4 protein-coding genes are annotated in these 13,098 nt (G+C 63.6%); 2 read left to right on the top strand and 2 right to left on the bottom strand.

Annotated features, from left to right (window positions below; all coding sequences use genetic code 11):
* Window positions 1-166 precede the first annotated feature (166 nt).
* Entirely contained in the window at window positions 167-2,815 is a 2,649-nt protein-coding gene (gene topA / locus ACYOEI_RS10705) for a type I DNA topoisomerase (RefSeq protein ID WP_462849455.1), read from the top strand.
* A gap of 397 nt (window positions 2,816-3,212) precedes the next feature.
* Entirely contained in the window at window positions 3,213-5,789 is a 2,577-nt protein-coding gene (locus tag ACYOEI_RS10700; RefSeq protein WP_462849454.1) for a serine/threonine protein kinase, read from the top strand.
* A gap of 537 nt (window positions 5,790-6,326) precedes the next feature.
* Here ACYOEI_RS10700 and ACYOEI_RS10695 read toward each other — a convergent pair.
* Both ACYOEI_RS10695 and ACYOEI_RS10690 read right to left on the bottom strand, forming a co-directional pair.
* Window positions 6,327-9,674, bottom strand: a complete 3,348-nt coding sequence (locus ACYOEI_RS10695; RefSeq protein ID WP_462849453.1) for an efflux RND transporter permease subunit — start codon at window positions 9,672-9,674, stop codon at window positions 6,327-6,329.
* Window positions 9,675-13,040, bottom strand: a complete 3,366-nt coding sequence (locus ACYOEI_RS10690) for an efflux RND transporter permease subunit (protein WP_462849452.1) — start codon at window positions 13,038-13,040, stop codon at window positions 9,675-9,677.
* Window positions 13,041-13,098 lie beyond the last annotated feature (58 nt).

Genomic DNA, 13,098 nt, shown 5'->3' with positions numbered 1-13,098 from the left:
CTATTTGAAGGGCGCAGGTTTCGATGCACCGGCCCAAACCGTAGTGTACCAGGATTCGTTGCAAGGGCAATCGCAAACAGGACGCCCCAACTCGACCTTTCGGCCCCCCCGTGGTGTCCCGGGTGTTGGCTTAAAGGCTGAGTGGGTCATAGGATAGGAAGACACCGTGGCTCGCAAGTCCGCCAAGACGTCCGGCAGTCCTGCCCCGTCTGCCGATACCAAGACTACGAAGCGTGCCGCCTCCGCGACTTCGGCTTCCAAGCCCAAGGCGGCGGCGAAGAAGACGCCCCAACGTCGGGCTTCGGCGGACTCGGCGCCTTCGGGCGGCCGCTCGCTCGTGATCGTCGAGAGCCCCAAGAAGGCCAAGTCGATCAACAAGTTCCTCGGCTCAGGGTATGTCGTCAAAGCGAGTATGGGGCACGTGCGCGACCTCCCCGAGCGGAAGCTTGGCCTCGACGTCGAGCACGGCTATCTCCCTTCGTATGAGATCATGAAGGGGAAGAAGGATACCGTCGGCGAGCTCAAGCGCGAGGCCGCCAAGGCCGACATCGTCTACCTCGCGACCGACCCCGACCGCGAAGGGGAGGCGATCGCATGGCACCTCCTCGAGGCGCTCGAGATCCCCGTCGAACGTGCCCGACGGGTCATGTTCCACGAGATCACCGAACGTGCCGTGAAGGAAGCCTTCCAGCACGTCGGCCCGATCAACATGGACATGGTCAACGCCCAGCAGGCGAGGCGATTCCTCGACCGGTTCGTGGGCTACCAACTGAGCCCGCTCCTCTGGAGCAAGGTCGCCCGGCACCTGAGCGCCGGCCGGGTCCAATCCGTGGCCGTCCGGCTGATCGCCGACCGCGAGAAGGAGATCCGCGCCTTCGTCTCGGAAGAGTACTGGAAGATCACCGCGACGGTCAGCCCGGCGGGTGCGAAGTCGGAGTCCGACCGCTTCGAAGCCCTCCTGGCCGACTGGAAGGGGAAGAAGTTCGAGGCCAATAACGAGGAGGATGCCCGCACGATCCGCGATGCCCTCGCCGCGGCCCCGTACGTCGTTTCGTCCGTCGAAGAGGTCGAGAAGCTCGACAAGGCCGACGCCCCCTTCAAGACCAGCACGCTCCAGCAGCAGGGGGCGATCCGCCTCCGCTTCTCGGGCAAGAAGACGATGAAGATCGCCCAGGAGCTCTACGAAGGGATCGACGTCGACGGCACCGGTCCCGTCGGCTTGATCACTTATATGAGAACGGACAGCCTCCGCGTGTCCGACGAGGCGGTCACCAACGTCCGCGACCTCATCCAATCGGAGTACGGCGACCGCTACCTCCCCGCCAAGCCGTTGCGGTACGCGGCGGGCAAGTCGGCCCAGGAGGCCCACGAGGCGATCCGCCCGACCGACCTCGCGCTCAACCCCGAGGCCATCCGGGGCCGCTTGACGATCGACCAGTACAAACTCTATCAACTGATCTATCGCCGGTTCGTCGCCAGCCAGATGAACCCCGCCGTCTTCGCCGTGACCAACGTCACGATCACCGCCGACGAAGGGGTGTTCAAGTCGCAAGGTAAGATCATGAAGTTCGACGGCTATCGGCGGGCCCTGCCGCCGGCCGGCAAGCAAGAGGATGCCCTCTTGCCGAAGCTCGAGGCCAACCAGGCGCTCGACCTCCACGCCCTCGAGCCGACCCAGCACTTCACCCAGCCGCCGCCCCGGTTCACGGAAGCGACGCTGATCAAGGCGCTGGAAAAGGAGAACATCGGCCGGCCGAGTACCTACGCACCGATCATCCAGACCATCCAGGCACGGCTTTACGTCGAGCAGAAGGAACGGCGATTCTTCGCCACCGACCTCGGGATGCTCGTGACCGACCTCTTGGTCGAGCACTTCCCGACGATCATGGATCTGAAGTTCACCGCCCACATGGAGGACGAGCTCGACGACATCGCGACCGCCAAGGAGGAAATGGTCAAGGTCCTCGACGAGTTCTACCACCCGTTCCAGGAGGCGCTGAAACAGGCGTCGACCCGGATGCAGCGGGTTCAGGTGATGTCGAGCGAGACCTGCCAGGTCTGCGGCGCGCCGATGGTGGTGAAGTTCAGCAAGTCGGGTCAATTCCTCGGCTGCTCGAAGTACCCCGAATGCAAGGCGACCCGTCAGATGGACGGGTCGACCCGTGCGGCGGCCGTCGAGACCGAGCACATCTGCACGAAGTGCGGCAAGCCCCTGATGCTTCGCGAGAGCAAGCGAGGGCCGTTCCTGTCCTGCTCGGGCTATCCGACGTGCAAGGAGTCGTTCAGCATCGACGCCCAGGGGAACCCGGTCCCCTCGGTCGTCGAGACGGAGCACGTGTGCGAGAAGTGCGGCAAGCCGATGGCCCTGAGGCAAGGCTCGCGCGGGAACTTCCTCGGCTGCACGGGCTACCCGAAGTGCCGCAACACCATGCCGGTCGACGACCAGGGCAAACCGGTCACGCCGGTGAAGGTCGAGGTCAAGTGCGAGAAGTGCGGCGGCCCGATGGGCGTCAAGCGCGGCAAGCGCGGGGCGTTCCTCGGCTGCCTGAACTATCCGAAGTGTCGGAGCACGCAGCCGATCCCCGACGAGCTCAAGGAACAGCTCGGCGAGGCCAACGCCGCCACGTCCGCCGCCAAGGATGACCTCAAGTCTATCGAGGTCGAGGAGACCTGCGAGACCTGCGGCTCGACGATGACCGTCCGCGAAGGCCGTCGCGGCTACTTCCTCGGCTGCGCCAACTTCCCCAAGTGCAAGGGCACGCGCGAACCCGGCGAGCGAACGCTCGAGAAGATCGCGGCCGTCACCGGTCGCTGACCTTAGAGCTCGGATTCGTAAGTCATCAACCTCGAGGGCTCGGCCTTTCTGCGGCCGGGCCCTTTTTTTGCAACGATCTGAGATCGGGTTAGCCCGAAAGCCCCTCGAGCGGACCCCTGCCGGCGCAGGCGGGCTAGAGCTCGCCCATCGCTAAACATGAACAAGAGGCGTTCCGGAGGTTCGCGCCCGGCCGGGTTCCGGCGATGATCTTCGAGGGCGGGTCGGGATCATCGAGAACGACGTGATCCGGGCCGAATCCCCGAGCCTCAAAGGATTGAGGCGGGATGCGGGTGAGCTATTGATGTAGATTCGGAGACTTCGAGGCAAGTCGGGGACGGACGTGATCTTAATTCATCAGTCGCGGCGGTGAATCTGACCTGGAACCGGAGGCCGGCCGATGGACGTCCCCAACTCCTCCCACCCGTCTGACCGGATCCTCAACGACTACGGTCTCGGCAAGCTCGACGATCGATCGGAGGTCGCGGTCCACGAGCACCTGGAGAGCTGCCAACGGTGCCGCCAGCGGGTCGCGGGGATCACGTCCGACACCTTCCTCGGTCGTTTTCGCGACGTCCGCGAGGCTTCGCCCCGGTCGATCCCTCATGGTTCGCCGGACGGCGGCACGCTCAGCTTCACATCGCCCGAGCTCGTATCGCCGCCGCCGGTTACCGCCGCCCTACCGGCCGGGCTGGCCAACCACCCGGATTACGAGATCAGGAGGGAACTCGGTCGGGGCGGGATGGGGGTCGTGTATCTCGCCCACAACACGATGATGGGACGAGACGAGGTGCTGAAGGTCATGGGGCGGCAGATCATGGAACGGCCCGGCGTGCTCGGACGGTTCCAGCGCGAGATTCGAGCCGTCGCCAAGCTCCACCACCCGAACATCGTCGCCGCCTACGCCGCGTTCCGCATCGAGGGCGGGCTGGTCTTTGCGATGGAGTACATCGAGGGGCTCGACCTCGCGAAGCTGGTCCGGGCGAAAGGGCCACTCTCGGTCGCCCATGCCGCCTACTTCGCCCACCAGGCGGCCCTGGGCCTCCAGCACGCCCACGAGAAGGGACTGATCCATCGCGACATCAAGCCGCATAACCTGATGCTCACCCCCGACGGCAAGGCGAGAGTCGTCAAGGTGCTCGACTTCGGGCTGGCCAAGGCGTCCCGAGAGGAAAATGGCGACGGCGGGCTGACGACCGAGGGCCAGGCGCTCGGCACGCCCGACTATATTGCTCCAGAGCAAATCCTGAACGCCCACGACGTGGACATCAGGGCCGACCTCTACAGCCTCGGAGGCACGCTGTTTTATCTGCTCACGGGCCGTCCTCCCTTCCAATGCACCTCGCTCTACGACGTCTACCAGGCCCACATTTCGCGTGATGCCGAACCCCTGAACGTGATCCGCCCCGAGGTGCCGGCGGAGTTGGCCGCATTGGTCGCAAAGATGTTGGCGAAGGAGCCGAGGCGGCGTTTCCAGACGCCCGGCGATGTCGCACAAGCCTTGACCCCATTCTTCAGGTCCAAGCCCCTTGAGCTAAGGCCCGAGACCTCGCAGGTCGAGATCGTTCGAACGAAGTCTTTCCTGGGAAATGACGATACGTCCGCGTCAACGGAGCCGGGGACGAATGACTCGATGCCTGTGGGTCGGGTGAGATCATCGCCGGAGCCGAAGATCGCCTCATGGAATGGGCTGATCGATATCCGGGAGCCGGAACTGATCTCGGACACACCCCTCGATGTCATGCCATCGGGATGGATTCGCCGGTTCTGGCCGGCGGCAGCGGGCCTGGCGGCGCTCGGCGTCCTGCTCATCGTCTGGATGGTCGGGGTGTTCCGGGCCAAGATATCGGATGGCACGATCGTGCTAGAGAATCTCCCGAAGGATGCGGAGGTGCTCGTCGATGGGCTGAAGATCCCTCTTTCTTGGCCGGAACTTGGGAGTTCCGTCCGGATCCGGGCCGCGCCAGGGGAACGAAAGATCGAAGTCGAGCAGGTCGGGTACAAGACCTTCGGTGATAGGGTGACCCTGGATGCCGGCGAGTCGGAAGTCGTCAACGTACGGCTCGTCCCCCTGCCGGAGAAAAAGGACGTTACTGACGAGGACTGGCCGACTCAGGTCGACGAGCATACGAATCGATCCGAAATCAAGACGTCAGAGGCCGCTGAATCAGAAGATCGCAAGCAGCAACCCGACGCCAAAGAACCATCGACACCAATCGCGCTGGATCAACTCGCCGAGGGGACCATCTGGACGGGAAGTCGAACCTATCCGGCGGAAATCTACCGAGGTGTTACGGTTACTTACGAGTTGCATATCCGCGAGCGCGATGGGGACAAATTCAAGGGAAACGTCTTCGACAACGGGAAGAATCGAAATCGAGCCGAGGTTGAAGGCGAGGTCGATGGGGAGGCCATCAGTTGGCGCGAGTACCTGAATAACGGCCGGATTGTCTGGACGATCCGGGGCACGATCTCTGGAGGGGTCATTCAACTCGAACTGGTCGCTCTCTATGAGCGAGAGCTTCCAAACAAGGGAAAGGGAGTACTGACTCGCGAGGGGGCCGTCGGCGAAAATCTCGGCAAATTCGAAGCGGGCAAGGTCCCAGATACGTCACTGGCACCCAATGCCCCAAGAATGATCAAGGCGGCCGATCGGCTGCTTCCCGACAGTGTCTGGAAGGGGACGCAGACGTTTCGAAGCGGCCCCTATCAAGGTAAGACCGTTCACTATGAACTCCATGTGCGCGAGCGCACGGGACGGCGATTCCAGGGGTATAATTTCGCAAATGGCGTCGGCCGAAATCGCGCCGAAGATGAAGGGGAAGTGGTCGGAGCGTCGATCACCTGGCAGGAGAGGTCACCCAGAGACGACCTTCCTTATCATTTGATGAAAGGTAGGTTGGTAGGCGATACCATCCGATTCCAATTCTCGGATGGGCGAGGGAGCGAAGGCGTCGGCGAACTCGCGAGGGAGTAGGGGGCTTGGAATATCGAAAACCGTCCATGCTCGATCAACTTCGAACCAGGAGAATCGCGGCGTTTCCGGGAGGTTCCCGCCCAGGATGCGAACGACGGCTTTGGCTGAAGCCCAGCCATTCCGGAGCTAAGCGATTCGTGTAGAAGCCCGGTTAATTTGTTTTCCGAACAAGAGTTGATCCGCGGCCAGTCATCCCAAAACCTTCGACGGGGTCAAGCCCCTCGGCAGCGGCCCGGCCCACCGGGCGCGGTGGCTCGATTACGTAAGGCAATGGGAACAATACGGAGAGTCTCATTCGAAGTTCGCCCTCCAGCATGACAGAGCCGTCATGCGGCCTTGGCTCCCCGTCGAAGACTTCTCACCTCCAGACCATCCTGCCCTTGCCCCTATCCATTCCTCTTTTGGGTCATATGTATATTGATCTTTTATTAATGAAACAATGGTTTTTTTGGGAATGCGCAACTCTGTCCTCCACGCGGCAAATCGGGGTGCATGCGTCCATGATTCGTTGGGTTGGGCCTGGCGAAATCCCGATCGTCAGGGGCGATCGAACACCGGGTCGTCGACCGTAAGCTCATCGATCTCGGGTTTGCGATCGACGAACCACTGGATGGCGAAGTAGAAGACCGGTGTGAGGAAAATACCGAACGCCGTGACTCCGATCATCCCGGCAAACACGGCGGTTCCCAGCGCCCGCCGCATTTCCGACCCGGCCCCTTCGGCCACGAGCAGGGGGGCGACGCCGAGGATGAACGCGATCGAGGTCATCACGATCGGCCGCAGCCGGAGCCGGCACGCCGCCAGGGTCGCGGACCGGCGGTCGAACCCTTCCTCTCGCTGCTGCTTGGCAAACTCGACGATCAGGATCGCGTTCTTGCACGCCAGTCCGATCAGCACCACGAACCCGATCTGCGTGAAGATATTCATGTCCAGATGCGCCATCTGGACGCCGGCGAGGGCGCAAAGGAGGCACATCGGAACTACGAGAATCACCGAGAAGGGCAGCGCCCAGCTCTCATACTGAGCCGCCAGCACGAGGAAGACGAGGATCACGGCGAGCAGGAAGACCCACATGGCCGAGTTGCCGGACTGGAGTTGGAGCAGGGCGAGCTCCGTCCACTCGGCCCTCATGGTCGGCGGCAGTTTGGCGCGGGCCGCCATGCCGAGCCTGGTCAGTGCCTCGCCGGAGCTGCTGCCAGGGGCGGCATCGGCATTGATGGCCGCGGATTGGTACATGTTGTACCGCATTACAAGCGTCGGGCCGGTCGTCGGCTGCACGGTCGCCAATGACCCCAGGGGCACCATCCCGCCGCCGGCCCCGCGGACCTTCAGTTGATTGACCGCCGAGGCGTCTTGACGGTACACGTCCCTGGCCTGGACATTGACCTTCCATGTGCGGCCGAACCGGTTGAAATCGTTGACGTAATAGGGGCCGAGGCTCGCCTCGATCGTCGTGCGCAGGTCGTCGATGGATACCCCGCGGTCCTTGGCTTCGAGCCGGTCCACGACCAATTCGAGCCAGGGGACGTCGGCACGGAAACTTGTTGACACTCGATTGAGTGCAGGGTCGGCCGCCGTGAGCTCGACCACACGGTCCGCGGCATCCTGGAGATCGACGAGGTTGCCCGCGGAGCGGTCTTCGATGACGATCTTGAAGCCGCCGGCCGTACCCAATCCTTCCACCGGAGGTGCTCCGAACACGGCGACCACCGCATCCGGGACATCGGCCCGCAGTCGTGCTTGAAGCGAGGAGACGATGGCGTCGGCAGACAGGTCGGGGCGCCGCCGTTCTTCGAACGGTGCGAGCATCACATACAGTGAACCGAAGTTCGGGGCCGTTGCGTTCTGCAGGAGAGACTGCCCGGAAACGGCAATCGTATCCTTGACCCCCGGCAGACTGTGGATGACGGTTTCGGCTTGCCGGATCACTTCGGCGGTCCGATGCGCCGAGGATGCGTCCGGAAGTCGAAGGTCGACCAGCAAATATCCCTTATCCTGGGCGGGGATGAATCCGGTCGGGGTGTTCGCGAAGGTGGTGTACGTCAATGCGAGTAGCCCGCCGTAGGCGAGGAGCACGAGCGGGGTGACTCGCAGCAGCCCGCCGACGGCTCGGGTGTAACCCTCGGTGCCGAGGTCGAACCCTCGATTGAATCGCTCGAACAGCCAACCAAGGACCGCGTCTACGGGGCGGCCAAGGATCCGACCGAGGAATGCGCCACCGAGAACACCGGCGGCCATCGGGGACCAGTCGGGGACGAGCACTCCGCTCGGTTGGCCGAGATCGACGGGCCAACGCAAGGCGGCCGCGATTCCCAATCCGGCCCCCAGAAGCCCATACGCCATTCGGGGCAGGACCTCGGTCCGGCGGCCTCGCTGGGGTCGGAGCAAGATCGCGGACAACGCCGGGCTGAGCGTCAGCGAATTGAACGCCGAGAGCAGCGTGCTGACCGCGATGGTGACGGCGAACTGACGGAAGAACTGACCGGTCACCCCGCCCAGGAAGGCACACGGGACGAACACCGCGGAGAGCACGAGCCCGACCGCCACCACCGGCCCGCTCACTTCGTCCATGGCCCTCGAGGCGGCCGCCTTGGCCGGCATCCCATGATCGACGTGATGCTGGACGGCTTCGACGACGACGATGGCATCGTCGACCACGATCCCGATGGCCAGCACCAATCCGAACAAGGTCAGGGTGTTCAGGCTGAAGCCGGCGCAGGTCAGGGCCGCGAAGGTGCCGATGACCGCGACGGGGATGGCGGCCAGCGGGATGACTGCGGCTCGCCAGCTCTGGAGGAAGAGCAACACCACCGCGGCCACGAGCGCAACCGCCTCGATCAGCGTCTGGAAAACCTCGCGGATCGACTCGTTGATGAACGGCGTGGTGTCATACACGATCTCGTACGCGATGCCGGCCGGGAAGTACTCCCGCAGTTCTTCCATCCTGGCTTTCACCCGGCCGGAGACCTCCAGGGCATTCGAGCCGGGAAGCTGATAAATCGACAACGCGACGGACGGGCGGCCGTTGAGGGTGCAGGTCTGATCGTAGGACAGGGCTCCCATCTCGATTCGCGCCACGTCCCGTAGATACACGAGCGTCCCGTCGGTCCCGCGTTTGAGCACGATCGTCCCGAATTGCTCGGGGGTCTCCAACCGGCCCAGCGTGGTCATGGTGTACTGGAAGACCTGGCCGATCGGGGTCGGCTGCTGTCCGATCTGCCCGGCCGCGACCTGGATGTTCTGTTCGTTGACGGCCGCGATCACGTTCTGAGGCGTCAGCCCGACCGCCTGGAGTTTATGCGGCTCGAGCCAGACCCTCATGCTGTAGTCGCGCTGACCGAGGTAGGTTACGTCCCCCACTCCCGGAATTCGCTTCAAACCGTCGGCGAGCTGGATGGTCGCGTAGTTGCTCAGGAACAGGTTCGTCGCGGCCGGGTCCTCGCCTTCCTCGGTGGTGAACAGGTTGACCATCATCAGGATGTTCGGCGACTTCTTCTTGACCGAGATCCCCCGGCGGCGGACGAGCTCCGGTAGCACGGGTTCGGCCATCGCCACTCGGTTCTGCACCAGCACCTGGGCAATGTTCAGGTCGGCTCCCGGCTCGAAGGTGACGGTCAGCGTATAGACACCGTCATTGGTGCATTGCGACGACATGTACAGCATCTTCTCGACGCCGTTCACTTGCTGTTCGATCGGGGACGCGACGGTATCCGCCACCACTCGAGAGTTGCCCCCCGGGTACACCGCCGAGACCTCGACCGTCGGCGGGGCGATCTCCGGGTACTGGGCGACCGGGAGTGTCGACAGGGCGATCCCGCCGGTGAGGACGATCCCGATGGACAAGACCGCCGCGAAGATCGGCCGACTGATGAAAAAGTGAGACATTTATGAAGCCACCTCGGAATGATCGGCCGGGACCGAAAGGCGGCCCTCGAAGGAGTCGGGCCTTCCGGCCGTCGTAATCTCTCGCTCCTTGGGGAAGACCAGGTGGTCGGGACGGTGTTTCCGGCGTACTCCGGTCACCATCGAGGCCAGGCTCCACAAGGGGCGCAGGCGAATGAGGTCGAGCAGGCTCCGTCCGAGCCGTCGCATCCAGGTCGCTCTGAGCAATCGGCCCTCCGCCAGCCGGTCGACGACGATGAAGCAGACGGGGGTGAAGAACAGCCCGAACACCGTGACGCCGATCATCCCCGAGAACACCGCGGTGCCCAGGGCCCGACGCATCTCGGCTCCCGATCCGGTTGCAAAGACCAGGGGAACAACGCCGAGGATGAACGCGATCGAGGTCATCACGATCGGCCGCAACCTGAGCCGGCTCGCTTCAACCACTGCGTCCCCTCGCGACTCCCCGGTCCTCCGCAAGGCCCGCGCGAACTCGACAATCAAGACCGCGTTCTTGCACGCCAGTCCGATCAGCACCACGAACCCGATCTGCGTGAAGACGTTGATGTCCGAACTCGTCGCCCAGACTCCCGCCATCGAGCTGAGGACGCAAAGCGGGACGATCGGGATCACGGCCATCGGCAACGCCCAACTCTCGTATTGCGCCGCCAGCACGAGGAAGACGAACAAGACCGACAGCGGGAAGATCAATTGGTTCCAGATATTCTTGCCGGCATCGATCTGGATGTAATTGATTTCGGTCCATTCGTGGGCCGTCCCCTCGGGAAGGACCCGCTTCGACAGTTGATCGATGGCCGTGATCGCATACCCGGAGCTGACGCCGGGGGCCGTCGAACCCATGACCGACGCCGCCAGGTGCATGTTGTAACGGGTGACGACGAGCGGCCCGGCCACCTCTCGGATGTCCAAAACCGCCCCGAGGGGCACCATGCCCCCCTTGTCGTTCCGCACTCGGATTCGCTTGGCGTCCTCCACGGAGTTCCGATACGGCCCCTCGGCTTGCACGTTGACTTGCCAAGTCCGGCCGAACCGGTTGAAGTCGTTGACGTAGCGGGAGCCGAGGAAGACTTGCTGGGCCTCGAAGACATCCCCCACCGGCACGCCCATCGTCTGGCATTGCTTGCGGTCGACATCCACGAACAACTGGGGTGCGTCGGCCCGAAATGACGTGAAGAGACCACCCAGGTTCGGGTCCTTACGCCCTTCGCCAATCACTCGCCCGACGTTCTCCTGGAGCTTGAGGACGTCATTCTCGCCGCTGATGTCCTCGATTATCACCTTGAAGCCGCCGGCAGCGCCCAACCCGGGTACGGCGGGCGGGGCCATCACCATGACCTGGGCGTCGGGGACGCGAGTGGCGAAGGTCTTCCGCAAGTTGTTGGCGATGGCCTCGGCGGAGCGCGAAGGATGGAGGCTCCGCTTGTCGATCGGGTCGAGGGTAATCAACATCGTCCCGTAATTCGCCCCGTTCGCCCCCAGCGGGAGCGACCTCCCCGCCACGGCGATCGTGTGGGCCACGCCGGGCATCTCTCGCACCATGCTCGAGACATCATCGAGGACTTTCTGCGTCCGTTCGAGCGACGAGGCATCGGGCAACTGGACGGCACACATGAGCCGTCCTTGATCTTGACTGGGGATGTACCCGGTCGGCAGTTGGCCCAAACCCCAACCCGTCAGGACGACCAAACCGGCGTAAATCATCAACACCAACGGCACCACGCGAACGCTCCATCCGACGAGTCTCGCGTAGACGCTCGTCGAGCGGTTGACCCCGGCGTTGAACAGGCGGAAAAGCCAACCGAAGAGGAGATTGATGACCCGCCCCGGCAGGTCCTGGCGAGCGCCTCTCGGCTTCAGCAGGATCGCGCAGAGGGCCGGGCTGAGCGTGAGCGAGTTGAGCGCGGAGAGTACGGTCGAGACCGCGATGGTGACGGCGAATTGGCGGAAGAACAACCCGGTAATCCCACCGAGAAATGCGCAGGGGACGAAGACCGCGACGAGGACGAGTCCGGTTGCGATCACCGGCCCGCTCACTTCGTCCATGGCGAGCCGGGTCGCTTCCAGCGGCGCCATGCCGTGCTCGATCTTTTGTTGAACGGCCTCGACCACCACGATGGCATCATCGACCACGATCCCGATGGCCAGCACCAGGCCGAAGAGCGTCAGCGTGTTGAGCGTGAAACCGAGCGCGAACATCGCCGCGAACGTGCCGACGATCGCGACCGGCACGGCGGCGAGCGGGATGATCGCGGCCCGCCAACTCTGCAGGAATAAGAGCACCACGACGGCCACGAGGATCACCGCTTCGACGAGCGTGCGGACGACTCCGTGGACCGAATCCCGGATGAACCGGGTGCTATCGTTGGCGATCGTATAATCCAGGCCGGGGGGGAACGCTTCCTTCAGCTCGGCCATTTTCGCCCGGACCCGGTCGCCGACCTCCAGGGCGTTCGCGTCGGAGAGTTGAAACACACCGATATTCGCGGTCGGCTGGCCATCGAATTTGTCGGACGTGTCCACATTCTTGGCGCCGAGCTCCACGCGACCGACGTCGCGGATTCGTACCTGCCGCCCGTCTTCCGTCCGTCGGATGACGATCTGCGCGAACTCTTCCGGCAGGACCAATCGGCCTCGGATGTGGAGGGGGAATTCGAACACCTGCCCGTCCGGGACCGGAGACCGCCCGACCTGGCCCGCCGCGAATTGCAGGTTCTGTTCGCGGATGGCGGAGATGACGTCGCCGGCGGTCAGCCCCATCGACGTCAGTCGGTCGGGATCGATCCAAATCCTCATGCTGTAGTCGAGGTTGCCGAACAGCCCGACGTCGCCGACCCCTTTCACCCGCGCGATCTCTTCGCGGATGTTGATGGCCGAATAATTGCTCATGTAAAGCTGGTCATACTCCCTCGTCGGCGAGAAAAGATTGATGACCATGAGCATGTCGGGATTGCGCTTCCGGGTCGTCACCCCGGCCTGGCGCACGACGTCGGGGAGCAGCGGCATCGCCAGGTTCACCCGGTTCTGCACGAGCACCTGGGCGAACGCGAGATTCGTTCCAGGCTTGAACGTGACGGTGAGGCTGTACGACCCGCTATTCGACGAGTTCGAGGACATGTAGAGCATGTTCTCGACGCCGTTCACCTCCTGCTCGATCGGTGCCGCGACCGAGTCGGCCACCACGCGAGCACTCGCCCCCGGGTAGTTGGCCTCGATGCTCACGTTCGGCGGGGAGATCGGCGGATACTGCGTCATCGGCAGGTTGACCAGGGCCACCCCGCCGGCGAGCGTCACCACGAGCGATAAGACCGTCGCGAACACCGGCCGGGTGATGAAGAACGAGCTGAGCATGGGATTCGACTCGAGGGGACCGGAATCGGGGACGGACCGCCGGCGATCGCCTTGTGGA

Source organism: Singulisphaera rosea (assembly GCF_054877945.1).
This window is presented reverse-complemented; position numbering and strand designations above follow the sequence as displayed.

Bases quoted from the DNA above. Each gene is read 5' to 3' on its own strand.
- ACYOEI_RS10700 (WP_462849454.1), top strand. From the start codon at position 3,213: ATGGACGTCCCCAACTCCTCCCACCCGTCTGACCGGATCCTCAACGAC.
- ACYOEI_RS10690 (WP_462849452.1), bottom strand. From the start codon at position 13,040: ATGCTCAGCTCGTTCTTCATCACCCGGCCGGTGTTCGCGACGGTCTTA.
- ACYOEI_RS10695 (WP_462849453.1), bottom strand. From the start codon at position 9,674: ATGTCTCACTTTTTCATCAGTCGGCCGATCTTCGCGGCGGTCTTGTCC.